Origin of the sequence: Blautia sp. 1033sp1_1033st1_G9_1033SCRN_220408 (genome assembly GCF_040929965.1) — a bacterium.
Lineage (GTDB): Bacteria > Bacillota > Clostridia > Lachnospirales > Lachnospiraceae > Blautia_A > Blautia_A ammoniilytica.
Genome location: NZ_JBFKZO010000011.1, coordinates 23,672 through 49,647 on the forward strand (window position 1 = coordinate 23,672; position 25,976 = coordinate 49,647).

Genomic DNA, 25,976 nt, shown 5'->3' on the forward strand with positions numbered 1-25,976 from the left:
TTTCTCAAAACAAGTCCAGCATACTGTCCAGATATATTTTTTCCCTGACATGTATCTGATATTCCGGTTTGGTCATGTAATAGAGCAAAAATTCCAATATCAGGGCACTTCCAAGCCCTCTGCCTTCTATCTTAAAATTTGAAAATCCCATTGGAAGATAAATATTTCTGATATCATCGATTCCAATAAATCCCGGATTTTTCATAGCCTTGGAAAATAAATAACCCTTTTCTCCCTCCGGTGCCTTGCAGCGATACTCCGGGCAGTTTTCGCCCAGATTTTTACGGCTGACTGTTTCATAACAGGCTTTTCTGTTCCTGCAGGCGAACCAACAACATTCATTACAGAGAAATTCCACTTTATTCTTCTCAGCCTGGGTCAGTGTGTTTAACTGATCGAAAGTCTTATTTAACCGGAAGTCCGGCACTACATAACAAAAATCTTTTCTCCTGATTTCTTTCTCAAACTGTGTAAAATCCGTCAGAACCTTGGTGGTGGAAGAAACGAAATAGAATCCCGGATAATGCTTCTTAATATATTTCAGAAGCAATTCTGAATAAATGATTACACCATTTTGCGGTTCCGTGTTTTTCTCAAACAATCGGCACAGTGTATTGCATTTCCTATCCAAAAGATGTTCCTGGCGCAGAAGGGAATTGCTAAAGGTCAGCCGGGCAGAAATTCCATATTCCTGCATCAGATCAAGTACCTCCTTAGGATCATTCTCTCCGAATCCTGTCCTGCCTCCTCCCCAGATACAGTCTGATGGAGCACCATATATGGAACCTATTTCACACCAGTCATAAAAGTACTCCCTGTGTTCCCGGAATAATGGCAAAAACATCCGGTACAGTTCATAAAACTCAAACAACCCAGGCAGATGAAAATATGCTTTCTCTTTCATTAATTTTGTTCCTGTTCCTTTACAGATAAAAGCCTTACAACCGTAAACATTCTGATACATTATATATTACATTTTTTAGAAAAAATTATAACACTGCCCTCTTTTTATGTCCACATTATTTAATCTTGAATAGTCTGCGCATACACCATTTAAGATTTACGGCATATCTTAACAGCAGAAGTCAAAAAGGAGTATCTGTATGAGAAAATTAAAATGGATCGCACTGGCAGCTGCTGTTATGATGACTATTACTGCACTGCCAGTAACAGCATTAGCAAAGAAAAAAGACAGTACAGAAGATAAAACGCTTAGCAAGGTTACTTTAAATGAAGTAGCACATTCAATCTTTTATGCACCGCAATACGTGGCAATTGAAGAGGGCTATTTTGAAGAAGAAGGGCTGGATCTCACACTTGTCACAGGATTTGGTGCGGATAAGACTATGACTGCTGTCATTTCCGGTGAAGCAGATATCGGATTTATGGGAGCAGAAGCATCCATCTATGCATACCAGGAAGGTGCGACCAATCCGGCAGTGAACTTTGCACAGCTAACCCAGCGGGCTGGAAATTTCCTTGTGGCAAGGGAAGAAATGCCGGATTTTACATGGAATGATCTGAAAGGAAAGAAAGTTCTGGGTGGCCGAAAAGGTGGCATGCCGGAAATGGTATTTGAATATATTCTGAAAAATAACGGTCTTGATCCGGAAACAGATCTTACCATAGACCAAAGTATTGATTTTGGCTCAACAGCAGCTGCCTTCACAGGGGATACCTCTGCGGATTTCACCGTGGAATTTGAACCCTCTGCTACTTTGCTGGAGCAGGAAGGGACCGGATATGTGGTAGCATCCCTTGGTACAGATTCCGGATACGTACCATATACCTCTTATAGTGCTAAAGCCAGCTTTTTAGAAGATCATCCGAAAACCATACAAAAATTCACAAATGCCCTGCAAAAAGGTATGGATTATGTAAGCACCCATTCACCAGAAGAAATTGCCACTGTGATTGCCCCTCAGTTCCCGGAAACTGACCTTGCAACCGTAACTGCTATCGTAACCCGATACTATCAGCAGGATACCTGGAAAGATAACCTTATTTTTAATGAGGAAAGCTTTCAGCTGCTCCAGGATATCCTTCAGGATGCAGGGGAGCTTTCCAGGCGTACAGAATATACAGATCTTGTAACTACCAGCTTTGCCCAAAAGGCTGCTTCATAAATTACACTGACTTTATTTTCCATTTTGCCGAAACCTTATTAGTTTCTTTTCGTCAGATTGACAAGAAACCGCCAAAAACTTTGTACGATTCTTCCCTAGCCCTTCCAAAAGGTTTTCGCTATACTATCACTATAAAAGAACGCAAATTCATGTAACTAAATAATAAAAACAAAAATAACTGTGAGGATACCAAACAGTTATAAACCAAAGGATGTTGGAGGAAGAATCATGGCAAGTTTATCATTACAGCACATTAACAAAACTTATCCAAACGGCTTTCAGGCTGTTAAGGATTTTAACCTTGAAATCGAAGACAAAGAGTTCATCATCTTTGTAGGACCTTCCGGATGTGGTAAATCTACTACTCTTCGTATGATTGCAGGCCTTGAGGAGATCACCAGTGGTACATTAAAAATTGGTGATAAGGTTATGAACGACGTTGAGCCTAAAGATCGTGATATCGCAATGGTATTCCAGAACTACGCTCTGTATCCTCACATGACCGTATATGATAACATGGCTTTTGGACTGAAGCTTCGTAAAGTTCCGAAGGATCAGATTGACAAAGCAGTTAAAGAAGCAGCAAGGATCCTTGACCTTGAGAAACTTCTTGACCGTAAACCAAAGGCTCTTTCCGGTGGACAGAGACAGCGTGTTGCTATGGGTCGTGCAATTGTTCGTAATCCTAAGGTATTCCTTATGGATGAGCCTCTTTCCAACCTGGATGCAAAACTTCGTGTACAGATGCGTATCGAGATCTCCAAGATCCATCAGAGACTGGGTGCTACAATCATCTATGTAACACATGACCAGACAGAGGCTATGACTCTTGGTACCAGAATCGTAGTTATGAAAGATGGTGTTGTTCAGCAGGTTGATACACCACAGAACCTGTATGAGAAACCAGGCAACCTGTTCGTAGCAGGATTCATGGGATCCCCGCAGATGAACTTCCTGGACGCACAGATCGTAGAAAAAGGTAATAACCTGATCGCCAAGATCGGTGACAATGATGTTGTTATTCCAGCAGCTAAGGCTAAAGTTCTTAAAGAGAGTGGCTATGTAGGAAAGACTGTTGTACTTGGTATCCGTCCAGAGGATATTCATGATTCCCAGATGTTCATCGAGGCTTCTCCAAGCGCTCCAATGACATCCACAGTTAAAGTATATGAGCTTCTTGGTGCTGAAGTATTCCTGTACTTCGATGTAAACGGCACACAGGTAACAGCACGAGTTGACCCACGTACTACTTCCAAGACAGGCGACGCTATCAAATTTGCATTTGATATGGAGAAATCTCATTTCTTCGATAAAGAGACAGAGCTTGTGATCTGCAACTAATACAATTGATTTAGCTATCAATATAAACCTATGATAAAGGCGGTTGTACCTGTTCGTGACATTCACGAAAAGACAGGTACAGCCGTTTTTTACTATAAAAGTCCCGGACAGTAGCCATGAATGAGCCATGCTTGCATGCGCGAATTCATGGATATTGGACGGGCTAAACTGTATGAGTAAGTAGGGTGACAGCCCGGATTACGAATACAGTGGGCAGCTGTGAGAGCGCCAAAGGCGCGAAGCAGCTGACTTTTAAAAGTCCCGGACAGCAGCCATGAATGAGCCATGCTTGCATGCGCGAATTCATGGATATTGGACGGGCTAAACTGTATGAGCCATAATTCCTGTGTTTTTTCTTTTTTGATCCATTATTTTATGATATACTATACTCACAAGGTTCAAAACCCTGTATTCAATCCGCTAAAAAGTGAGGACACACCTGATGAAAGTATTTCAAGTTTTACAGAAATGCCTGAATGACTGGAAGAATATCAGCCACCTTGATTTCTGTCTGGTGGATTCAGATGATAAAATATGTGTGACTACCTGCAGCCGTCAGCTTCCTTCATCCAAAAAATTAGAAGATTTCCGAGAAAGCGATGCGCTTTGTCTTTCCAATACCAGCTGTTCCCTGTACAAAATCATGGATAATCAGCAGTTGGCCTACATCCTGATCCTATGGGGAACAGATCCTTCTGCCTCCACCATTGGAGAACTGGCTGTCTGCCAGATTGAAAGCCTGCTCACCGCATATGCCGAAAAAAGCGACAAAAATGTATTTATGCAGAATCTCCTTCTTGGTAATTACGGCGAGATCGATGCATTTAATAAAGCCAAAAAGCTGCATATCTCCACCTCTGTCAGAAGATGCATTTTCCTTGCAGAAACAAAGCAGAACAAAGACGAGAATGTACTTGCTACCATCCGCAACATTTTCTCTGCACGTACCAGAGATTTTATCACTGCCTTAGATGATTCAGGGATCATTATCATCCATGAGCTGCAGTCCACTGAAGAATTCCAGGATATGCGGCGTGTGGCACATATGCTGGTAGATATGCTGAATACAGAGGCCATGACATCTGCCTGGGTATCCTACAGCAATCTGACAGACAACATCCATCACCTGCCCTCAGCTTACAAAGAAGCCAAAACAGCTTTGGAAGTAGGTAAGATCTTTTATGCCCAGAAAAATGTTTTTGGCTATAACCGTCTTGGGATCGGCCGTCTGATCTATCAGCTTCCTGTAGAAATCTGCGAAATGTTTATAGATGAATTTTTCAAGGAAGAAACCCTGGATTCCATTGATGACGAAACACTTGCTACCATCCGCACTTTTTTTGAAAACAATCTGAATCTTTCTGAAACCTCAAGACAGCTTTACGTCCACAGAAATACTCTGGTCTACCGTTTTGAGAAGCTCCAGAAAAAGTTTGGCCTGGATATCCGCACCTTTGAGGATGCGCTTACCTTTAAGCTGGCCATGATGGTGGTAGATTATATTAAATATTCCCAAAACCTCAAATGATCTTTAAGCAAAAAGGACTGGCAATATACCAGTCCCTTATTTTTTCAGAAGCATCAGATGTTCCGGTGGCAAATATAAATATGTGGGAAGATTCTTTCCTGGGTCCTCTTCAAAAGAATTCTTTGGACGCATCCACCACAGGCTTCCTCCATCTTTCAGCCTAGGATTCTGCACCAGGCACTGATGCTCAAAGGTAGTTTCTATGTATTCTGTTACTTTCACAGGCATGCAGTTCTCGCCGTCTTCTTCTCTTGGCTTGAGCCAGTGCCCACGGATCCCTACCCAGGAAATATCAGTGGGTACCTGCTGCACGGTCCGAAGGCTGATCCCCCAGTCTGCTGCAAAAATATGGTGGCTGTCGATCCTTTCTGCAGCAGAATAATTCTTACATCCTGTAAGCCTGGCTGCTTCTATCAGTCCTGGATCCTCAAAGATCTGACGGGTATTTCCTATTGTGAGAGTCTTCCCATCCTTTAACAGGATCAACTGGTCACAAAATCTAAAAGCCTCATCCCTGCTATGGGTAACAAGAAGCATATCTCCGGGATAATCCTTTAAAAATGTCTGCATATCTCTCTGAAGCACATCCTTTAAATAACCATCCAATGCAGAAAAAGGTTCATCCAGAAGAATCATCTCAGGCTCCCCTGTCATCATCCTGGCAAGCGCCACTCTCTGCTGCTGTCCGCCTGAAAGCTGAGAAGGCAGATGATCCTCCAGTCCTTCCAAGTGATATCTTGTAATATAATCCTGAACCTTTTTATCCCGTTCCTGTTTATCTTTTCCTCTATATCCACAGGCAATATTCTCTTTGACTGTCATAGTTGGAAAAAGGGCATAATTCTGAAATAAATATCCGATTCTGCGCTGCTGGGGCTTCAGATTGATCTTCTGGTCTGAATCGAAGATCGTCCTTCCATTTACAACTATCCTTCCCCTGTCCGGTGTCTCGATCCCGGCAATACAACGCAGCGTTATACTTTTCCCACTTCCGGACGCTCCCAGGATCCCCATGGTGGCACAGGTGCTGTCAAACTTCACACGCAGTGAAAAGCCTTTAAAGTCTTTTTCGATGTCAATACTTACCGCCATTTAGATCCACCTTCTTGTCTGCATTCCCTTACCGGAAATAATATTGATCACTGCAACGATCACAAAGGAAAGCACCAGAATGATCGCTACCCAGAAACCTGCTTTATCGTAATTGCCAGCTGCTGTCTCTGCAGCAATAGCCACTGAAACCGTCCTGGTCTTTCCCAGAATATTCCCTGCCAGCATGGATGTGGCACCATATTCTCCGATAGCTCTCGCAAAAGCCAATACCGTACCGGAAGCGATTCCGGGCCTTGCAGCAGGCATGATCACCTTCCAGAATATCCTACTTTCGCTCATCCCAAGGGTACGGCCTGCATAGATCAGATTTACATCTACCTGTTCAAATGCGGCTCTTGCATTACGGTACATCAAAGGAAAGGCGATCACAGACGCAGCGATCACACATCCGGCCCAGCTCTGAACGATCCGTATATCAAAGCTGTCCATCAGAAACTTTCCAAAAGGACGGCGCAAACTAAAAAGCATCAGCAAAAAGAATCCGGCAACTGTAGGGGGAAGCACCAGTGGCATTGTAAGGATCCCATCCCAGATCCCTTTGGCCGCCGGACGCAGTTTCATGATCTTCCTGGCACAGAATACACCTGCAAAAAAGGCAATCACTGTAGCTGCAAATCCGGTTTTTAAAGAGATCCACAATGGACTCCAGTTAATGTTCTGCAACATATGGGGTAAATCCATACTCTTCAAAAACTTTCAGTGCATCCTCAGTCTGAAGGTATGCATAGAATGCTTCTGCAGCTGCCTTCTCATCATCATCTGCACTTTCGTTCTTGATCAGACCAATAGGATAAAGAACAGGTGTATCCAGACTGTCTTCCGGAGCTTCTGCAATAATCTCTACAGAATCTCCCATAGAAGCAGCATCTGTAGCGTAAACAATGCCTACTTCATTACTTCCCTCGCTAACAGCAGTAAGCACTTCTGTTACGTTTCTGCCTTCATTAATCTCCATCTTCTCCACATCATCCATAATACCCAGATTAGTAAAAATCTCTCTTGCGTACTGGCCTACCGGTACATTCTCTCCTGCAAGTGCAATATTCTCTGCCTGGGTAATATTCTCAAAACCTGTCACCTTAGTCTCGCTGTCCTTAGGTTTGATCAGAACAACTTTATTCTCAAGAAGATCTACAACAGAGTCCTTGTCAGCAAGCTCTTCATCCACAAGTGCATTCATCTGCTTGTCTGCTGCTGAAAAGAAAAGATCACAGGGGGCTCCGCTCTCAATCTGGGTCTGAAGTGTGCCTGAACTGTCTGCATTGTACTTAATGGACACCTCTGGATGAAGCTTTTCAAAATCCTTCTGGATCTCTTCCATGGAATTACTCAGGCTGGCTGCTATAAATGCATATACATCTCCCTTCAGTTCATCAGAGTCAGATGCTGCCATTACGCTTCCCGGCATAAGACCTATACACATCACACCTGTCAACATAGCCGCTATCATCTTTTTTCTCATGTCATTCTCCCTTTGTTGTGTTTTATTTAGTTTAGTTCTGTTTCATTCATTTTAAACAATTATCAAATCCTTGTCAATTCATTTTGACCGTGTTATCATAAAACAAAACAGAAAACGAGGGATCATTATGAAACTTAGTGCACGAAATCAGTTAAAAGGAAAAGTAATCAATATCAACAAGGGAGCTGTAAATTCCATTGTTTCCATCGACATCGGAGGAGGGAATATTATCACAGCTACCATCTCCTGTGCTGCAGTAGAAGAATTAAATCTGAAAGTAGGCTCAGACGCTTATGCGGTGATCAAGGCAACAAATGTAATGGTGGGAATTGATGAGTAAATTCTATACAGCCTTAGAAATTGCAGAAAAGTTAAAAATAAAAAAGACAACCGTATATGAACTGATCAAGAGAGGAGATCTGCAGTCTTCCAAAGTAGGAAAGCAGCTCCGTATCAGTGAAGAACAGCTGGATGAATATTTAAACAGGACAGAAACCAGGGAACCTTTGCATGTTCCCACTTTTCAGCCTGAAAGTTCCGTGCTGAAAAGAGATTACCTTCTCCATTCCAGCGGTCTGATCCTCAGTGGGCAGACAACCCCTGCCTTGGAACTGCTTCTTTCCCGTATGGCAGCCCATCCTCAGGGAATGCCGGTTCTTCAGTCTCACCTGAATTCCTACAATGGACTATATTCCCTGTATTTTGGAAAGGTTCATGCAGCTGCTGTAAGTATGAAGCCAGAAGAAGCTTCCTGCCTTGTTCCCGGAGTCCCGCTGGCCTTTGTATGCCTGTACCATTTTCCGATAGGTTTTTATGTTCTTCAGGATAATCCCAAGGGAATCTTTACCTTTCAGGATCTTGACCGTGAAGATGTGATCCTTGCCAACCGTGAAAAAGGCAGTACCCGCAGGATTTTTCTGGACCATTCCCTTATGGAGGCAGGTGTGGACACTGACAATATTTCAGGATATCTGAATGAACTGGTATCTGATCTTTCCACTGCCTCTGCTGTTCTTTCCAGACGGGCGGATGTAGCACTTGGGGAAGAAGCGGTAGCCAGAACCACTCCCGGCCTTTCCTTCCTGCCCATGGGAATACTGCCTATGTACCTTGTCCTGGAAGCTTCTTCTCTGGATAAACCAGGCTTTGCAGCGCTTCTGGAGATCATCCGGTCTGAAAGTTTCCTGTCTGATCTTTTTGGTCAGACAGGCTACGATGTAACTCATACCGGCGAAATTTTATATCTGTAAATCCTATGTGTGAATCATCGATCTGCTATTCCTGTATTACAGGATATACAGACCATCATTTTGCATATATAGTATTACAGCCCCACACTTCCTGTGTGGGGCTGATTTATACGATCACATCTGTTATTTACTGCCAGTTTCCATCTTCGTCCCAGATAATATTGTCGGTCCAGTTCTCAGATCCGTCACTGCCGTCACCAGGGTCATAATCAATATCACCACCGCCCTGATTAGCGTCACCACCTGTACTGCCACTGTTGTCTGTACCGGTATTACCGCCCTGGCTGTCTCCTCCTGTGGTGCCACTGCTGTCCGGTGTATTCTGTCCGCTATTGCCGCTATTATCTGTGGTTCCCTGACTGCCATTACCACTGTTGTCGCCAGACTGGCTGCCACCGCTATTGCTGGAATCCCCACCATTAGAAGAACCATTGCTCTGATTGTAATAATAAATACCTTGTTCCGAAGAACTCACATCCATACCGGAGGTATCTTCAGTACCTGTGCTGGATGAACTGTCCTTTGTATTCTTCTCACTGTTGGAGCTTTTACTTACATAAGTCAAATATACGATCCCCTGATCAGTATCCAGACGCAGTGATGCAGTCTCCATATCAGACAGATCTGCTCCATCAATCTCATATGTATTACCATTCTCATCTGTAAGGCGCATATCATAAGTAACCCCTTCTCCTGTCTGAGGGGTATAATACATCCTTACTTTCTCTGAAGCATGCACAGAAGATTCACTTGGGATCAGACTGTTTCCCCAATCCTCATTGCCGGATACCCGAAGATACAGCTTACGGAACTGTTTATCTGTATTGTTGGCAAGGTAAATAAACTTGGCCTCTGCAGTCTTCTTTCCAATCATTTTAGGTGCCGGTGTAACCGTAGGCGTAGGTGCCGGTGTTGGAGTCGAGGTAGGTGCAGGGGTAGCCGTAGGTGCCGGGGTTGGTGTTGGATCTGCCACAGGCTTACTTTTTCCACAACCTGAAGCCGCCGCCAGCATAGTCCCTACGGTAAGCAGAACAACGATTTTTTTGCGTTTCATTATGATCACTCCTCTTTATATATCCAGGGCTGTCGCATTCAGTCCTTATTCTTTTGCCCATCCTAAAACACAGGAAACCGCCTTTTTCCAGGTCTTAAGAAGCTGTTCTCTTTTTTCTTCGGTAATAGATGGTGAAAAAATCTTCTCCATATTCCAGTTCTTCTGTATCTCGCTGCTGCCCTTCCAGAATCCGGTGGCAAGGCCTGCCAGATAAGCAGCCCCCAGGGCAGTTGTCTCTATACATCCTGGACGTACTACCTGTGCATCCAGAAGATCTGCCTGAAACTGCATCAGGAAATTGTTGGCGCTGGCCCCACCATCTACCTTCAATGTATTCAGATGGATCCCGGAATCCTTCTCCATAGCAAGAATCACGTCGTGCACCTGATAGGCCAGGGATTCTACTGTAGCACGGATCAGATGTGCTTTCCCGGCTCCTCTGGTCAGTCCCAGGATCGCACCTCTTGCATACTGGTCCCAGTAAGGAGCTCCAAGTCCTGTAAAAGCAGGAACTACGTACACTCCATTGGTATCTGACACAGACAGACAGTATTTCTCTGAAGCAGCAGCATTCTCCAAAAGCCCTGCTTCATCTCTGAGCCACTGGATAGCAGCCCCTGCTACAAATACACTGCCCTCAAGGGCATATCCAGGCGTACCATCTGCATTCACTGCCATAGTAGTCAGAAGTCCGTGACTAGACTCTACCATCTGATCTCCTGTGTGCATCAGAAGAAAGCATCCTGTGCCATATGTATTCTTAACATCTCCCGGTTTGAAACAGCACTGGCCGAACAAAGCTGCCTGCTGATCTCCTGCGGCTCCTGCAATAGGGATCCTGCCGCCGATCAGCTTCTCATTAGTATAACCATAGATACAGCTGCTTGGCCGTACCTGTGGAAGCATGGAAAATGGTATCCTAAAATAATCCAGAATTTCCTGATCCCAGTGCTTCTCATGGATGTTAAACAACATTGTTCTGGAAGCATTGGTGTAATCCGTTACATGTACTTCCCCTTTGGTCAGCTTCCATATCAGCCAGGTATCTACTGTGCCAAACAAAAGATTACCCTTCTGTGCTTCTTCTCTTGCCCCTTCCGTATGATCCAGGATACAGCAGATCTTGGTAGCAGAAAAATAAGCATCCGGAATCAGTCCTGTCTTATGCCGGATCACATCTGAGAAGCCTTCCTTTTCCAGCTTCTCGATCATATCTGCAGTACGTCTGCATTGCCATACGATTGCCGGATAAACCGGCTTCCCTGTACGTTTGTCCCAAACGATGGTCGTTTCACGCTGATTGGTAATACCAATGGAATGAATATCCTCTGCATCTGCGCCGATCTGCCCCATTGCCTCTATGGCAACCGACAGCTGAGATGACCAGATCTCCATAGGATCATGCTCCACCCAGCCTGGTTGAGGATAATGCTGTGTATATTCTTTCTGGGCAACACTGCACATCCTGCCCTCTCTGTCAAACAGGATACACCGTGAACTGGTCGTTCCCTGATCCAGTGCCATAATATATTTCCCCATTGCAGGATAACCTCCTTATGCCAGAAGTGTTTTACCGATAAAGTAGCCAAGCACCAATACGCCAAGAACGATCCTGTACCAACCAAAGGCTTTGAAATCGTGGCGTTTGATATATCCCATCAGAAATTTGATAGCCAGGATAGACACCACAAATGCCACTACCATTCCTGTAAGCAGGATGATTACCTCTGTGGAGGTAAATTCAAAACCAAATTTCACAATCTTCAGAAGGCTGGCTCCAAACATAACTGGTATCCCCAGGAAAAATGTAAACTCAGCAGCTACAGTCCTGGAAGTCCCCAAAAGAATCCCACCAATAATGGTAGATCCTGATCTGGAAGTACCAGGAATCAGGGACAGCACCTGGAAGCAGCCAATGAGAAAGGCTGTCTTAAAAGACATCTCCTCAAGACTGGTACAGGATGCTTTTCTGTTCTTATTGTAGTTCTCAATTACAATAAAAAGTATACCATACACAATAAGCGCAATGGCTACCACCACATAATTCATAAATTTCTCTTCGATCAGATCATCAAAGGGAAGACCAATGATAATAGCAGGAAGGCAGGCAACAATGATCTTGAACCACAGAACCCATTTTTCCTTGTCACAGAATCTTTCCCTGAAAATAAGAATAGGTTGTGCCCATCCCGGCTTGTGGCTGATAGCTACCCTGGTTCGCTTTGACAGTGTCTTATTATAAAAAGGCCACAGCTTATGCCAGTACAAAACCACAACAGCAAGAATGGCACCCAGCTGAATCACAACCAGGAAAAGATCCTTAAAATCCTTGGTTACGTTCAGATTAACAAATTCATCTACAAGGATCATGTGCCCGGTACTGCTGATGGGCAGCCACTCTGTGATCCCTTCAACAATCCCAAGGATCACTACTTTGAAAAATTCAATGATATCCATATGCTCCCCTTTCCGTTGTCTTCCTGAAAATAACGATCTGTCAGTTCATGGAAAAACGCCTGTCAAACAGTTATCTTAAAGTACAATAAGGACGGAGATAATTGGTTCCCCGTCCTTTTTGTTTATATTACATCATATTTCTTCTGTAAACCTGTAATTTGGATTTTTCGTAATCGTTTAGTGCCTTTACTGTTGCAATTATCTTTCATCTACTTTATCTTTTTGCGATAGTAGCGATATCTACCAGGGAAAGATTATGCACATCTGTATTTTCAAGACTGGTTACCAGCGCTTCTGCAGTATCAAGGCTGGTAAGCACATTCACACCTGTTTCAATGGCATTTCGACGGATCACAAATCCGTCTTTCTGATGATCGATACCCTGTGGCGGAATATCAATTACCACATCGATCTTATGGCCCAGGATCAAATCCATCAGGTTGGGTGCCGGCTGCTCCAGCTTGTTGGTACGGATCACACGGATACCATTTTCCTTTAAGGTCCTTGCAGTTCCTCTGGTAGCGTAAATCCTGTAGCCTAAAGCTTCAAATCTTCTTGCGATAGGCACTACATCCTGCTGTTCCTCATCCCTGACGGTAATGATCATATTCTTATGCTTCGGAAGGCGGATGCCAGCACCAAGGAATGCTTTGTAAAGTGCCTCATTAAATGTTTCTGCAATTCCCAGACACTCTCCTGTGGATTTCATCTCAGGTCCAAGGCTGATATCTGCACCACGGATCTTTTCAAAGGAGAATACCGGCATCTTGATGGCAATGTGTTTTGCCTCAGGCTGCAGACCTGGTGTATATCCCATCTCTTTCAGCTTGTATCCAAGGATCACCTTGGTAGCCAACGGTACAATCGGAATCCCTGTTACCTTGCTGATATAAGGAACTGTACGGCTGGATCTTGGATTTACCTCGATCACATATACCTCATCCCCCAGTACAATAAACTGGATATTGATCATACCGATCACATGAAGGGCTCTTGCCAGCCGCCTTGTATACTCTGCAATGGTTTCTTTTGCTTTTTCACTGATGGTTCTTGCCGGATACACGGAAATACTGTCACCGGAGTGGATACCTGCACGCTCGATATGCTCCATGATTCCAGGGATCAGAATGTCCTCGCCATCACAAACCGCATCTACCTCGATCTCTTTTCCCATCAGATACTTATCTACCAGGATCGGATGCTCCTGTGCGATCTGGTTGATGATGCCGATGTATTCTTCCACATCCTCATCACTGACTGCAATACGCATCCCCTGGCCGCCCAGAACATAGGAAGGACGAACCAGTACCGGATACCCAAGCTGGTTTGCCGCCTTTTTCGCTTCCTCTGCAGTAAATACCGTATGACCCTTTGGTCTTGGGATCTGGCATTTTTCAAGGATCTCATCGAACAGCTCCCTATCCTCTGCAGCATCTACATTCTCCGCAGAAGTTCCCAGGATCTTCACACCCATTTTGGTAAGGGCTTCTGTCAGCTTAATGGCTGTCTGACCGCCAAACTGTACCACAGCTCCATCCGGTTTTTCAATGTTTACCACATTCTCCACATCTTCAGGAGTCAGCGGTTCAAAATACAGCTTATCTGCAATATCAAAGTCTGTACTTACTGTTTCCGGATTGTTATTTATAATGATGGTCTCATAGCCTTCTTTTGCAAATGCCCAGGTACAATGTACAGAGCAGAAGTCAAACTCAATACCCTGGCCAATACGGATAGGTCCTGAACCAAGAACAAGGATTTTCTTTTTGTCAGGTGTGGCAACAGCCTCATTCTCTGTGCCTTCATCTCCATACACAGAATAATAATATGGTGTTTCTGCTGCAAACTCCGCTGCACAGGTATCAACCATCTTATAAGCTGCACGGATGCCATATTCTGCACGGAGCTCTTTGATCTGTGCCTCTGTCTTTCCTGTAAGACGGGCAACGATATAGTCCGGAAATTCCAGTCGTTTTGCCTCAAGCAGAAGCTCTTTTGTAAGCTTTCTGGTCTTCAGGGCTGTCTCCATACCTACAAGGATTGCCAGCTTATCAATAAACCAGATATCAATCTGGGTAATATCATGAAGCATGGACTGTGGCATACCACGACGGATTGCTTCTGCCAGCTTCCAGATCCTGCGGTCATCTACGATCTCCAGCTCCTCCAGAAGCTCTTCATCTGTCAGCTGTGTAAAATCGTAAGACATCAGACTATCCACATGCTGCTCCAGGGAGCGGATTGCTTTCATCAGGGCACCTTCAAAATTATGGCAAATACTCATAACCTCTCCGGTGGCTTTCATCTGGGTAGTCAGCGTTCTCTTTGCAGTAATAAATTTATCAAATGGAAGCCTTGGGATCTTAACTACACAGTAATCAAGCATTGGCTCAAAGCTTGCATAGGTTTTGCCAGTAATGGCATTTGGGATCTCATCCAGTGTATATCCAAGGGCGATCTTAGCAGCAACCTTTGCAATGGGATATCCAGTAGCCTTACTTGCAAGTGCTGAAGAACGGCTAACACGTGGATTTACCTCAATAACACAGTATTCAAAGCTGTCTGGCTTTAGAGCATACTGCACATTACATCCGCCGGTAATGCCCAGCTCTGTAATAATATTCAGTGCAGAAGTACGAAGCATCTGATATTCTTTATCTCCCAATGTCTGTGACGGAGCAACTACAATAGAGTCACCTGTATGCACACCAACCGGGTCAATATTCTCCATGTTGCAGACAGTAATGCAGTTCCCTGCACTATCTCTCATTACCTCATACTCGATCTCTTTCCATCCGGCAATGCACCGCTCTACCAGTACCTCACCTACACGGGAAAGACGAAGACCATTCTCAAGAATCTCTCTCAGTTCATACTCATTGTGAGCAATACCGCCGCCACTTCCGCCAAGTGTATATGCTGGACGAAGTACTACCGGATAACCGATGGTATTTGTAAATGCCAGACCATCTTCTACAGTAGTTACCACCTTAGATGCTGCAACCGGCTCCCCGATCTTTTCCATGGTATCTTTAAATTCCTGTCTGTCCTCTGCTTTACGGATCGTCTGGGCAGTAGTTCCGATCAGACGCACATTATGCTCTTTTAAAAAACCTTTTTCGTCCAGTTCCATTGCAAGGTTCAAGCCTGCCTGGCCTCCCAGTGTAGGCAGCACGCTGTCCGGCTTCTCTTTCAGGATCAGCTGCTCTACCACCTCTACAGTAAGCGGCTCTATATATACACGATCTGCAATGTCCTTATCTGTCATAATAGTAGCTGGATTGGAGTTCAGAAGAACAACCTCCATCCCTTCTTCTTTCAGGGAACGGCATGCCTGGGTTCCGGCGTAGTCAAACTCTGCAGCCTGCCCAATGATGATCGGTCCGGAACCGATTACAAGTACCTTTTTTATGTCTTTGTTTCTTGGCATCAGTCATTTCCTCCCATCATTTTCATAAAACGGTCAAACAGATAACCTGAATCCTGTGGTCCGGGGCAGGCCTCCGGATGGAACTGTACAGTGAAAATATTCTTCCCAACGTATGCCATGCCTTCATTGGTACCGTCATTAACATTGATAAATGCCGGCTGGGCAATATTTTTCTCTTCAAGTCCTTTTGCATCTACCACATATCCATGGTTCTGGGATGAAATATACACTCTGCCAGTTGTCAGATCCTTAACCGGGTGATTACCGCCTCTGTGTCCGTATTTCATCTTGTAGGTATCTCCGCCGGTAGCCAGTGCCATCAGCTGATGTCCCAGGCAGATTGCAAAAATCGGCACATCTGAATCATACAGTTTTTTTACTTCTTTTATAATAGAAGTACATTCCTTTGGATCTCCAGGGCCATTACTGAGCATGATCCCATCTGGCTTAGCAGCCAGAATTTCCTCTGCGCTTGTAAGTGCCGGATAGATCGTCACCTCACAGCCACGCTGGTTCAGTGAACGGGCAATATTTCTTTTTGCACCAAAATCAAGAAGTGCCACCTTTGGACCGTTTCCTGGCAGGATCTGCTTCTCACGGCATGTTACTTTCTCTACAACCTTACCTGTAGTATATTTTTTTAATCTGGGGAGAATTGTGTCTAGGTCATAATTTTCATTGACTGTGATCATACCGTTCATTGTACCTTTCTCGCGAAGGATCCTGGTCAATGCCCTGGTATCAATTCCGGCTATACCGGGAATATCATGTTTGCTTAAGAAATGCTGTATTGTATCCACGCTTCGGAAATTACTTGGGATACGGGATAATTCACGTACAATAAAACCATCGATCCATGGCTGTCCTGATTCCTGGTCCTCATAGCAGATACCATAATTACCAATCAGGGGATAAGTCATACATACGGCCTGTCCGGCATAGGAAGGATCCGTCATTACTTCCAGATAACCCGTCATGGAAGTGTTGAAGACGATTTCACTGATAACTTCCCGGGTAGAACCAATACTCGTCCCTGTAAAAACATGGCCGTCTTCTAATATCAGAAATGCTTTCATACAATCTCCCTTTCTGTCGTCATACATATTCAAGAATACCTGCGCATTCTTGCTGCTCACCACCTGTAAAGGCGGGCGTCATTTCACATCTGATTTATCCTAAATCTTCAAGATTGTATCATAAGCCTTATCTTTTTTCAACAAAATTCAGGGCTAAAAATAATTCAGCTATGCCCAAAATAATATTGGAAATCCCCTGAAAACTGTACCTGTAGTTTTCAGGGGACACTGGTATCATCTTATTATATTCAAGTCGAGCAACCGGAGATTGGACTCCCACTGAGACGAACTTGCTGTTACTCACCGCCTGAAAGAGGTGGGAGTTTTCTCGACTGAGATAAAAAAAGAATGCAGGAGATGGGACTTGAACCCACACGATCTTGCGACCACAGGCACCTGAAGCCTGCGCGTCTGCCAATTCCGCCACTCCTGCATTTCATATCTTTCAGCCGCTCTTTGCGACTGCCTGATTATAATACCTCATTCCATTTGGAATGTCAACATCTTTTTTTATTTTTTTTAAATTTTATTGTTTTATTTTTATGGGATGGCAATAAACCAGACAAAAGCCACAGGCCGGTCCCAGCAATAATACAGACATCAGACAGATTAAAGACTATTTTTTGCAATTTCTTATGACTGGTACGAAAGCTGATATAATCTGTCACATACCCTTTTTCGCACCGATCCATATAATTAGACAGACCTCCGCCCATAACCATACCAAGACCAATTCTGCCAATCATAGGCTTCTGCTGAATATTCTGCCGCAGATACTCTCCTGCAGCAGCCCCTAAGGCTGCTGCGGAAATACCCTGACAGTTCTTTTGATCTTTCGGTCCTATACCAAGAGCCATACCTTCATTGTGACAGTTACACAGATATATCCTTCCACCAGGAATTTCCTTTCTGGTGCCCTGAAGGATATTGCTGTCCACCTGTTCCTTTATTTTTTTATCCAGCAGGTAGATCCATGCTGTAAGTCCAAGTCCTGTCATATCTGTCCTCTTCCCCATAACTGTCCATACATCTTATGAAACGAAGGAGTGTATCTCTTACTCCTGGGTATCCTCTGAAGAAGTCTCTGCTTTCGGTGCGCTTTCATCAGTTACATCCTCAGAAGTTACTGCTGCTGGCTCTTCTCCAGGTGTATCATCTTCTGCAACTGTTTCTGTTGCTTCTTCTGCTGTAGCCTCAGCAGCAACTTCCTCTTTCGGCTCCGGATTAGGGCATGCAGTTCCACAGAATGGGCAGAAAGACACATCCTTCTCCACTGCCCGCTTACAGGATGGGCAAATCTTGCGTCCTTTCAGATCTGCTGCAGCATCCTTGTACTCTGCGATAGCATCCATATGCTGACGAATCTCCTGACAAAGATTCTGAAGCTCCTCGTCCATCTGGACACCTCCGCTATAACGGCTGAAAACAAGATTACCAATATCACATTTCAGCTTCTCCACCATATGTTCCTCACTGGACACCTTACTCTGAATTTTCTGTGTCTCATAAATCTGTCCAGCCTTCTTGCTAAGATCCTTAGTCGTTCTTGTCAATGTTTCACTTAAACCATCAAAAAAGCCTTTTCTCATAACGCATTTCTCCTTTTCTTTTATTTGCTGCATGAATATATGTTAGATATTGGGGCAAAAAAGCCCCAACCAGTTGCCGTCTCAGGCCAGTAACGGCACTTCCTGCCCTCTTAAGAGGATTCTTGGTCCTCCGTTACCGTCTATATATTCTTTTGTAATGATCACCTGACCAATACTGTCATCCTTAGGGATCTCATACATGATATCCAGCATATATTCTTCAAGAATGGCACGAAGCCCTCTGGCTCCTGTATTACGTTCCATGGCTCTAGCTGCAATAGAATGCAGTGCTCCATCCTCAAACTCCAGACGAACCTCATCCATGGCAAGAAGCTTCTTATACTGCTTCAGTATGGCATTCTTAGGCTCCTGCAGGATCTCTACCAGCATGTCCTCATTCAGTCCATCCAATGTAAAGATTACCGGAAGTCGGCCGATAAATTCAGGGATCATCCCGAAATTGCGAATGTCCTCTACTGTTACTTTTGAAAGTATATGCGGATCTCTATCGTATTTATCCTTCAAATCTGCATAAAATCCAATGGATGCCTGCTTATTCAGCCTTTCCTTGATGATCTCGTCCAGATCTGGAAATGCACCGCCGCATATAAACAGAATATTCCTGGTATCTACAGTCACCATAGGTACCATGGCATTCTTGCTGTTGGCTCCTACCGGCACCTCTACCTGGCTGCCTTCCAGCAGCTTCAGAAGTCCCTGCTGGACAGCCTCTCCGCTTACATCCCTTTGGTTTGCGTTCTTTTTCTTTGCGATCTTGTCTATCTCATCTATAAAAATAATACCATGCTCTGCCCGTTCTACGTCATTGTCTGCTGCTGCCAGAAGCTTGGATACAACGCTCTCAATATCGTCTCCAATATATCCTGCCTCTGTCAAAGATGTAGCGTCTGCAATAGCAAGGGGTACGTCCAGAAGTCTGGCCAGTGTCTTTACAAGATACGTCTTACCACAGCCGGTAGGCCCGATCATCAGCATGTTGGACTTCTCGATCTCCACATCATCTTTCATGTCTGATGCCACTCTTTTATAATGGTTATACACAGCCACTGACATAACTTTCTTTGCTTTTTCCTGGCCGATCACATATTCATCCAGAGTGGCTTTGATCTTATGTGGTGCAGGGATCTTCTTCAGATCCAGCACAGGTTTTGCTTCCTGGGCTGCCTTTTTCTTACGGATCTTTTTGGGCTGTGGTCCCATGTTCAGGTTCCCCAGGTCGATCATACTGACGCCTGGCATATTCAACAGGTCGCCGTAATTCATGTTGCTGTTGTTGATCTGGCTGTTCATAGTGTTAAAGCTTTTCTGCATACAGTCTGTGCAGATATGTATATCATTCGGAAGTTCGATCATCTTCCCTGCCTGACTTTCCGGACGGCGGCACAGGAAGCAGAAGTGCTCGTATCCGTCTTCCTGGTGGTCTGCATCATCCCCTGCACCAGCTGCAGATGAATCAGCTGTTGTGGATGGATCCGTTGTGTCTGCTGCTGTGTCTTTCTCTCCGGCAGTATCTACTTCTCTGAAATCTTCGTAATCGTCAATATGCTGTGACATATTATTTCCTTTCTGTTGTTGTATTCCATTTGGATTATAGCACATATTTTCACACTATTGAAATAAAGTTTTTATAAAGTCTTTTTCATACATTCTACTGCAGGATGCAGGAAGAGCTGCCGTAACGTATCTGAAACTCAGATCCGCCAACGCAGCTCTCATGAAATGTCCTATAGGTAAGATTTTGGTGTCAAAACACCAGAGGTTATATCAGGCATTATTATGTCCCTGGTTGTCTCTGGATGCAAGGGTAACGCTGATGGTCTGTTCTTTATATTCGCCATCATCCGGCCGTGCAACCACCACATCTATCGTTTCTCCGGCAGTATAATAAGACAGCTTCTCTACCAAATCTGATCGTCCGCTCACTGTTTGTCCGTCAAATTTTACAATAATGTCATTTTTCTGGATACCTGCCTGCTCCGCTGCGCCGCCTGGTGTAACTCTCATAACAAAAGCACCGGATGGCATATTGTACATCTGGATGGCACCTGCAGTAAGATCTGTCACCTCCACATCCAGATATCCGGCTTTGGAGGAACCGGACACCTTATCCCTTGTCTTCCGGTTCATAAGATCTTCTAAGATGGGCTGAGCCTCGGAAATAGGAATAGCGTACCCTGTACCTTCCACATCACTGGATGCATATTTTGCACAGTTGATCCCGATCAGTTCGCCCTTCATATTCAAGAGGGCACCACCGCTGTTACCAGGATTGATAGCTGCATCTGTCTGGATCAGATTGGAAGCGGTGCTTCCTCCTTCCAAGGTAATGGTACGATTCAGGGCACTTACCCATCCGGAAGTGACTGTCTGACCATAACCAAGGGCATTTCCTATGGCAACTACCTGCTCTCCTACCACAAGATCATCAGAACTGCCTAACTGTGCAATCTTGATCTCACTCATGGTATCTTCTGGGATATCCTTTTTCTCTACAGCAATCACTGCCAAGTCATTAGTTTCATCGGTTCCTTTGATCTTCGCAGAAACTGCATCATCAATATTAATATCTCCGTCACCGCTGGCTACATTTCTTGTCTCTTTTTCTGCATTCACCACATCATCTCCGATAAAGCACACACTCAAGGTAGTAGCACCCTCGATCACATGGTTGTTGGTAGCGATCAGAAGCTCATCATCATTCTCTCCTACAATGATCCCAGATCCACTGCCTGTGCTTGGATATTCCATGCCATATCCGAAAAAGCTGGTGATCTCCTGAATGCTTACAGACGTAATAGCAACCACTGAAGGCATGGTAGCTTTTGCCACGGCTGCCACTGTGCCTTTTTCATTAGCTGTATCCTGCACTGATGAAGTATCTGTGATATTGTCTGAAGCAGCCACTGTCTCCGGAACTGATTCTGTAGTGGATACTTTTGTATCTGTGGCAGATGCTGTGCCAAAATATTTCTGAGACAGGATATTGGTTGCCTGAAAAACAGTTCCTGCTACCATTCCAAATATCACTGCCAGTACTATCGTAGCTGCCAGCTTTTTCTTAAAAGGTACTGGCTTCCTGTCTTTGCCTTCTAACGTAACTTTCACCTTGCTGGTGTCTTCTTCATCCTGATCTTCTCTGGTCGTTTGCTGTTCTTCATGAAACCGATACTGTCCATATTGTGGTCTTGTATAGTGATAGGTTATATCCCCGGAGCTGTCATTTACTGTATTTTCCTGGGAATCTGTCCCCCGGCTTTTCTCCTCGTCCATATCCATCTGCTCCCTTCTGTCTTTCTCGCTATGGTAAAATAATCCCCAAGTCGCTTCCCCGTCCTTGCGTAATCACAAGTGGGTTCAGACCTTTTGACACTGTAATCATTACATAAAAAAAGTGTAACAATGAAATGTGTTTAATTTGTGATGGATATTTAAAAAAACAGTGACAGAAACCAACTATTCTTTTCTTTTCCAATATTCCCGATTCATTGTGCACTTAAGAACCGTTTTGGGCGACAGTTTCATATATCCCTTTCCCATTTTGTACCCCAGGTACTTGCTTCCACTTTGGAGCACCAGTTGCGGAACCAGCCATATATGTCCGCTTTTCAGAAGATAACCCAAAGTCTGCTTTACCAGCTTCATCCCCTCCCCTTCGGAAGGAACAGAGTCGAAGATCTCCGGATGCTCTGCCTGGGACACGCCCAGATCAAAATTTCTATGGAACTGCTGGCTGCAGGAATAATTATGAGAATGGTACACACAGGCATCTGCCTGATATGCGATTCCATATCCTTTTTTAGCCATATTGCCTGCATAGATCATATCTTCATTAAAAATGGCTCGATCCACGAATCCACCTACTTCTTTGTAAATCTCCTTGTTGTAGGCTGCACATACATTGGAGCAAAAATATGTCTTGATCCCGTATATGCCTGTATCCTTCTCCCATTTTACAGAAGAAACCGATGGATAATTAAAAGATCTTGTATAGCATTCTATAAAGCGGCAGTCCTGTTTGGGCAGCTGTCTTGCGTATGCTGCCCCCACCTTTTCATCTGCTTCAAGAGGCTTTAAAAGATGCTCCACCAGGTATTCATCTGCCGGAAGGGCGTCCTGGGTCATAAAGATCATAAAATCAGCCAAAGACAGCTCTGCCGCCTTTTTCCTGGTGCCGCCATGATCAAAGTCAGACTTTTGAAGATGGTAAACCTGCAGCTGGCTGAACTCCTTTTCCCATTCCGGCTTCCAGCCGCTTTCTTCTGTATTCATCACAAGTATTCTGTGAATCGGTCTGGTCTGCTGATCCAGCCTTTTCAGAAGCTGATAAAAATCCTTTCCCGGATGGTATGTGGGAATGATCACATCTACATTTTTCATTTTTTTTCCTTTCCCATTGAATTGAAATAAAAAGGGCTGCTGCATAAATACACTTGTCAGGAATAATATACTGCCTTTTAGGAATATATATTCATTCACTGCAGATGCTTTATGCAACAGCCTGCTTTATCTGTTAAGCGCCTTCCACGCTTTCATAATCAACGATCACATCATCCTGGATCACATCACCGCCGCCGGCATCTCCACCGCTGATATCTCCTCCACCGCTGGTATCTCCGCCGCCACTGACATCTCCTCCACCGGTAGTATCTCCGCCGGTGCCCGGATCTACATAGTCACCGCCTGTATTGCCTCCACCGCTGGTATCTCCTCCACCGGTAGTATCTCCTCCGGTGCCTGGATCCACATAATCACCACCGGTGCTGCCATTATCATCACCGCTGGAACTGTCTCCTCCACCGGTAGTTCCTCCATTATTTGGATCCGAATAGCCACCGTTTCCGTTATCCCAGGCATTGCCGCCGCTTCCGTCATCCTGCCAGAAGAATTCATTATTTCCGTTTCCGTCATCCTCGCTGACTGCAGGAGCCTCATCCTGAAGCTTGTCAGCGCCTCCTACGATGGCAATGATCTTGGCACTTGCATCAAGAATATTCTGTGAAGGTGTATAATTCTCAGAAGAACCATACAGGAACTCATGAAGCTGCTTTACATTGGACTCCAGGGAATCCGCTACAATAATACTTCCTCTTACATTGGAGAACTTATAATTAAGTGGGAAACCTGTAGTCTGATCCACATGATATCCAAGAAGTGTTGGAATCATATTCAGGATCTCGGTCTTGGTAAGGGATGTTTCCACCATTGGGAACACCTCATCCATAATATTGAAAATAGTAGTCAGACCGGCTTTCTTCAGCTTCTGGGTCAGCATCTGGATTACCTTACGCTGACGCTCTGTACGTCCCATATCCAGGCTGGCTGTATAGCGGATACGGCAGTAAGAAGTAACCTGCACACCATTCAAATGGTAAATATTATAAATAGCTTCCTCATCTTCAGGCTTAGGATCCGGAAGTTCTACCGGTGTATATTCCTTATCTGTTTCCTCTGATGTTTCTTTACAGTAACTGTTCATATGAACCATCTCTGCATAGGAAAGAGGGATCTCCAGGCCGCCAACTGCGTCCACTGCTGCAGTCAGTGCATTAAAATCTACAGTAGCATAATCCGTAATATTCAGATCCAGGTTGGTATTCAGCATGGAAATAGCCTGCTCCGGACCACCGTATGCATAAGCTGCATTTGCCTTGGCATAAGTACCATTGCCAATATTCAGAAGTGTATCACGGTAAATAGATACCAGACGTACCTCCTGTGTATCATTGTTAATGCTGGCAATGATCATGGTATCGCTGTTCTCAGAACCCAAAGAAGCATTCTTAGATCTGTGGTCAATACCGAACAGTGCATATGTTCTGTAGCCTGTCATCTTGGGAGCTGTATCATTAGTAACTATCTTAGAATCATCGAAAGCTGCCCGTTCGCCGGAAGATTCTGTTACTTTGTTCTTTACAAGCTTGTCCATCCTGGCTGAAATCTGTCCATACACATACAGTCCGCCAATAAACAGCAGAAGAACAATGATCTCAATTGCGAAGAGGATTCTCTTCTTCTTTTTTCCTTTTCCTGCCATACTCTTTTCCCTTCTTGGTTATTCTGCATCCCTTAGTATTCTCTGTTAGTATGCATTTTTATTAATAAATCCCTTAAAAAATGTAAGGAACAATATTTTGATATCAAAGCTAACGGTCCAGTTCTCAATGTAATATAAGTCACACTCAATCCTTTTACGGATGGATGTATCTCCCCTGTAGCCGTTTACCTGTGCCCATCCGGTCAGTCCCGGACGTACCTGGTGCTTCACCATATATCTGGGAATTTCTTCCCTGAACTTCTCCACAAAGAAAGGCCTCTCGGGCCTTGGGCCTACCAGGCTCATATCCCCTTTCAGGATATTGAACAGCTGGGGCAGCTCATCTATGCTTGTTCGTCTCATGAATTTACCAATGCCGGTAACTCTGGGATCATTCTTCACTGTCCAGGCTTTCTTCTCTTCTGACTCCGGCTGTACCTCCATGGATCTGAACTTATACATCCAGAATGTCTTATTGTGAAGCCCTACCCGCTCCTGCTTATAGATCAGCGGTCCCCTGGATGTGGCCTTGATCAGTATGCACATCAGCAACATCACAGGAGAAGCAACAATAATAGCTGCAATAGAGCCCAGAACATCCATGATCCTCTTTACCATTGCATTAAAAGTGTTGCTTAGCGGCACATAACGTATATTGATCACCGGAAGTCCCAGTATATCTTCTGTATATGGCTTGGTGGGTATAATGGTACTGTAGTCCGGAATAAATTTGGTATGAACTCCTGACTTCTCACACATGGCAACGATCTGCTCCAGCCGGTAATACTCAGAAAGGCCAAGAGTAATGGCAATCTCGTCCAGTCTGTTTGCAGGCAGTATCACCATCAGGTTTGCGATCCTTCCAATGACTTTGATCCCTTTGTAAACAGTACCTGCTTCTACGTTGTCATCCAGAATCCCCCGCACAATATAACCCCACTGAGGATTTTGCTGGATACGGTCAATGTATTCTTCTGCTGCGCGGCTGTATCCCACAAGCAGCACCTGTTTCTGATTCAAGCCCTTCTTACGCATGTTGCGCAGGATATAATATACTGCCATCCTGGCACTAAAATCCAGGAAAATATTGATGCAGTAAAACATGATCAGCATGGAACGGGAAATATCCCCTTCCTCAATATAATACAGTACAAATGTGGTCAGAAGAATACCAAGAGTATTGGCCTTGATCACACTGGCAAGCACAAGACGCCTGCCCTGCATACGCATTGGCTCATAAAGAGAAAATGCATGATACATCATCAGGTATGCCGGAACAATAAAAAGCAGTGCGAACATGTACTGTTCAAAGGATCGGGTACGCACTGCTGTCGCTGCAAAGGGGCCTATAAATCGTAATGCCCAGGCAAAAATATACGCCAGGATAATCATACAGGCATCTATTGCCACATGGAGAAGACTGAAATTTTTCTGGTTGTCCTTAATCAATTCCTGTCACCTCATTTTTTCGCTCTACTTATCTTATAATAGATGC

21 protein-coding genes and 1 tRNA gene are annotated in these 25,976 nt (G+C 44.4%); 5 read left to right on the plus strand and 17 right to left on the minus strand.

Going from position 1 to position 25,976, the window contains the following annotated elements:
- Positions 1 to 4: 4 nt before the first annotated feature.
- Positions 5 to 904, minus strand: a complete 900-nt coding sequence (locus AB5916_RS09715; RefSeq protein WP_368190559.1) for a hypothetical protein — start codon at positions 902 to 904, stop codon at positions 5 to 7.
- A gap of 199 nt (positions 905 to 1,103) precedes the next feature.
- On the opposite strand from AB5916_RS09715, the gene AB5916_RS09720 reads away from it, so the two are divergent.
- The 3 genes from AB5916_RS09720 (at position 1,104) to AB5916_RS09730 (ending at position 4,995) form a co-directional block, all read left to right on the plus strand.
- Positions 1,104 to 2,126: an ABC transporter substrate-binding protein gene (locus tag AB5916_RS09720; RefSeq protein WP_368190561.1), complete on the plus strand. Its 1,023-nt coding sequence runs from the start codon at positions 1,104 to 1,106 to the stop codon at positions 2,124 to 2,126.
- Positions 2,127 to 2,354: 228 nt separating this feature from the next.
- Entirely contained in the window at positions 2,355 to 3,467 is a 1,113-nt protein-coding gene (locus AB5916_RS09725; protein WP_368190562.1) for an ABC transporter ATP-binding protein, read from the plus strand.
- Between the two features lie 442 nt (positions 3,468 to 3,909).
- Positions 3,910 to 4,995, plus strand: a complete 1,086-nt coding sequence (locus tag AB5916_RS09730; protein WP_368190563.1) for a PucR family transcriptional regulator — start codon at positions 3,910 to 3,912, stop codon at positions 4,993 to 4,995.
- A 36-nt stretch (positions 4,996 to 5,031) separates the two neighbouring features.
- Here AB5916_RS09730 and AB5916_RS09735 read toward each other — a convergent pair whose 3' ends face one another.
- From AB5916_RS09735 to modA, 3 genes are read right to left on the minus strand one after another with little or no spacing between them, the layout of a single operon-like run.
- Positions 5,032 to 6,087 (minus strand): sulfate/molybdate ABC transporter ATP-binding protein, encoded by a 1,056-nt coding sequence (locus AB5916_RS09735; RefSeq protein ID WP_173727278.1) that lies wholly within the window; start codon positions 6,085 to 6,087, stop codon positions 5,032 to 5,034.
- Positions 6,088 to 6,789, minus strand: a complete 702-nt coding sequence (gene modB, locus AB5916_RS09740) for a molybdate ABC transporter permease subunit (protein WP_158421439.1) — start codon at positions 6,787 to 6,789, stop codon at positions 6,088 to 6,090. It abuts the gene before it with no gap.
- On the minus strand, positions 6,758 to 7,570 hold the full coding sequence (modA, locus tag AB5916_RS09745) for a molybdate ABC transporter substrate-binding protein (RefSeq protein WP_368190565.1): 813 nt from the start codon (positions 7,568 to 7,570) through the stop codon (positions 6,758 to 6,760). Before modA ends, modB begins: the two co-directional genes overlap by 32 nt.
- Before the next feature lie 127 nt (positions 7,571 to 7,697).
- Between modA and AB5916_RS09750 the strand changes: the two genes are divergently transcribed.
- Both AB5916_RS09750 and AB5916_RS09755 read left to right on the plus strand, forming a co-directional pair.
- Complete coding sequence (locus AB5916_RS09750) at positions 7,698 to 7,910, plus strand: molybdopterin-binding protein (protein ID WP_158421437.1); 213 nt, start codon at positions 7,698 to 7,700, stop codon at positions 7,908 to 7,910.
- Complete coding sequence (locus AB5916_RS09755; protein ID WP_158421436.1) at positions 7,903 to 8,820, plus strand: helix-turn-helix transcriptional regulator; 918 nt, start codon at positions 7,903 to 7,905, stop codon at positions 8,818 to 8,820. The genes AB5916_RS09750 and AB5916_RS09755 overlap by 8 nt, the downstream gene beginning before the upstream one ends.
- 127 nt (positions 8,821 to 8,947) lie before the next feature.
- Here the strand turns inward: AB5916_RS09755 and AB5916_RS09760 are convergent, their stop codons facing one another.
- The 13 genes from AB5916_RS09760 to AB5916_RS09820 all read right to left on the minus strand — a co-directional run bounded on the left by AB5916_RS09760 (position 8,948) and on the right by AB5916_RS09820 (position 25,930).
- Positions 8,948 to 9,874, minus strand: coding sequence for a hypothetical protein (locus AB5916_RS09760; protein WP_368190566.1), 927 nt, complete (start codon positions 9,872 to 9,874; stop codon positions 8,948 to 8,950).
- Positions 9,875 to 9,919: 45 nt separating this feature from the next.
- Positions 9,920 to 11,413, minus strand: a complete 1,494-nt coding sequence (gene glpK, locus AB5916_RS09765; protein ID WP_368190567.1) for a glycerol kinase GlpK — start codon at positions 11,411 to 11,413, stop codon at positions 9,920 to 9,922.
- 15 nt (positions 11,414 to 11,428) lie between these two features.
- On the minus strand, positions 11,429 to 12,331 hold the full coding sequence (locus AB5916_RS09770; protein ID WP_368190569.1) for an undecaprenyl-diphosphate phosphatase: 903 nt from the start codon (positions 12,329 to 12,331) through the stop codon (positions 11,429 to 11,431).
- Positions 12,332 to 12,545: 214 nt separating this feature from the next.
- Positions 12,546 to 15,761 carry a carbamoyl-phosphate synthase large subunit gene (gene carB, locus AB5916_RS09775; protein ID WP_158421432.1) on the minus strand — a complete coding sequence of 1,072 codons (3,216 nt, stop codon included), beginning with the start codon at positions 15,759 to 15,761 and terminating at the stop codon, positions 12,546 to 12,548.
- The gene (locus AB5916_RS09780) at positions 15,761 to 16,837 is read right to left on the minus strand and encodes a carbamoyl phosphate synthase small subunit (RefSeq protein ID WP_158421431.1); all 1,077 of its coding nucleotides are present in this window, start codon (positions 16,835 to 16,837) and stop codon (positions 15,761 to 15,763) included. The genes carB and AB5916_RS09780 overlap by 1 nt, the downstream gene beginning before the upstream one ends.
- Before the next feature lie 349 nt (positions 16,838 to 17,186).
- Positions 17,187 to 17,270 (minus strand) — tRNA-Leu (locus tag AB5916_RS09785).
- Positions 17,271 to 17,334: 64 nt separating this feature from the next.
- Positions 17,335 to 17,835 (minus strand): signal peptidase II, encoded by a 501-nt coding sequence (locus AB5916_RS09790; RefSeq protein ID WP_368190572.1) that lies wholly within the window; start codon positions 17,833 to 17,835, stop codon positions 17,335 to 17,337.
- A gap of 57 nt (positions 17,836 to 17,892) precedes the next feature.
- Positions 17,893 to 18,426: a zinc ribbon domain-containing protein gene (locus AB5916_RS09795; protein WP_368190574.1), complete on the minus strand. Its 534-nt coding sequence runs from the start codon at positions 18,424 to 18,426 to the stop codon at positions 17,893 to 17,895.
- A gap of 81 nt (positions 18,427 to 18,507) precedes the next feature.
- On the minus strand, positions 18,508 to 20,001 hold the full coding sequence (gene clpX, locus AB5916_RS09800) for an ATP-dependent Clp protease ATP-binding subunit ClpX (protein WP_158421428.1): 1,494 nt from the start codon (positions 19,999 to 20,001) through the stop codon (positions 18,508 to 18,510).
- A gap of 210 nt (positions 20,002 to 20,211) precedes the next feature.
- Complete coding sequence (locus AB5916_RS09805) at positions 20,212 to 21,717, minus strand: S1C family serine protease (RefSeq protein ID WP_368190576.1); 1,506 nt, start codon at positions 21,715 to 21,717, stop codon at positions 20,212 to 20,214.
- A gap of 183 nt (positions 21,718 to 21,900) precedes the next feature.
- Complete coding sequence (locus AB5916_RS09810; protein ID WP_368190577.1) at positions 21,901 to 22,824, minus strand: glycosyltransferase family 2 protein; 924 nt, start codon at positions 22,822 to 22,824, stop codon at positions 21,901 to 21,903.
- A 133-nt stretch (positions 22,825 to 22,957) separates the two neighbouring features.
- A complete protein-coding gene (locus AB5916_RS09815; protein ID WP_368190579.1) occupies positions 22,958 to 24,481 on the minus strand; it encodes an LCP family protein in 1,524 nt (507 codons plus the stop codon).
- A gap of 45 nt (positions 24,482 to 24,526) precedes the next feature.
- Positions 24,527 to 25,930 carry an undecaprenyl-phosphate glucose phosphotransferase gene (locus AB5916_RS09820; protein WP_158421424.1) on the minus strand — a complete coding sequence of 468 codons (1,404 nt, stop codon included), beginning with the start codon at positions 25,928 to 25,930 and terminating at the stop codon, positions 24,527 to 24,529.
- Positions 25,931 to 25,976 lie beyond the last annotated feature (46 nt).

Coding starts and splice junctions, on each gene's coding strand:
- AB5916_RS09715 (WP_368190559.1), bottom strand. CDS start 904: ATGAAAGAGAAAGCATATTTTCATCTGCCTGGGTTGTTTGAGTTTTAT.
- AB5916_RS09720 (WP_368190561.1), top strand. CDS start 1,104: ATGAGAAAATTAAAATGGATCGCACTGGCAGCTGCTGTTATGATGACT.
- AB5916_RS09725 (WP_368190562.1), top strand. CDS start 2,355: ATGGCAAGTTTATCATTACAGCACATTAACAAAACTTATCCAAACGGC.
- AB5916_RS09730 (WP_368190563.1), top strand. CDS start 3,910: ATGAAAGTATTTCAAGTTTTACAGAAATGCCTGAATGACTGGAAGAAT.
- AB5916_RS09735 (WP_173727278.1), bottom strand. CDS start 6,087: ATGGCGGTAAGTATTGACATCGAAAAAGACTTTAAAGGCTTTTCACTG.
- modB (WP_158421439.1), bottom strand. CDS start 6,789: ATGGATTTACCCCATATGTTGCAGAACATTAACTGGAGTCCATTGTGG.
- modA (WP_368190565.1), bottom strand. CDS start 7,570: ATGAGAAAAAAGATGATAGCGGCTATGTTGACAGGTGTGATGTGTATA.
- AB5916_RS09750 (WP_158421437.1), top strand. CDS start 7,698: ATGAAACTTAGTGCACGAAATCAGTTAAAAGGAAAAGTAATCAATATC.
- AB5916_RS09755 (WP_158421436.1), top strand. CDS start 7,903: ATGAGTAAATTCTATACAGCCTTAGAAATTGCAGAAAAGTTAAAAATA.
- AB5916_RS09760 (WP_368190566.1), bottom strand. CDS start 9,874: ATGAAACGCAAAAAAATCGTTGTTCTGCTTACCGTAGGGACTATGCTG.
- glpK (WP_368190567.1), bottom strand. CDS start 11,413: ATGGGGAAATATATTATGGCACTGGATCAGGGAACGACCAGTTCACGG.
- AB5916_RS09770 (WP_368190569.1), bottom strand. CDS start 12,331: ATGGATATCATTGAATTTTTCAAAGTAGTGATCCTTGGGATTGTTGAA.
- carB (WP_158421432.1), bottom strand. CDS start 15,761: ATGCCAAGAAACAAAGACATAAAAAAGGTACTTGTAATCGGTTCCGGA.
- AB5916_RS09780 (WP_158421431.1), bottom strand. CDS start 16,837: ATGAAAGCATTTCTGATATTAGAAGACGGCCATGTTTTTACAGGGACG.
- AB5916_RS09790 (WP_368190572.1), bottom strand. CDS start 17,835: ATGACAGGACTTGGACTTACAGCATGGATCTACCTGCTGGATAAAAAA.
- AB5916_RS09795 (WP_368190574.1), bottom strand. CDS start 18,426: ATGAGAAAAGGCTTTTTTGATGGTTTAAGTGAAACATTGACAAGAACG.
- clpX (WP_158421428.1), bottom strand. CDS start 20,001: ATGTCACAGCATATTGACGATTACGAAGATTTCAGAGAAGTAGATACT.
- AB5916_RS09805 (WP_368190576.1), bottom strand. CDS start 21,717: ATGGACGAGGAGAAAAGCCGGGGGACAGATTCCCAGGAAAATACAGTA.
- AB5916_RS09810 (WP_368190577.1), bottom strand. CDS start 22,824: ATGAAAAATGTAGATGTGATCATTCCCACATACCATCCGGGAAAGGAT.
- AB5916_RS09815 (WP_368190579.1), bottom strand. CDS start 24,481: ATGGCAGGAAAAGGAAAAAAGAAGAAGAGAATCCTCTTCGCAATTGAG.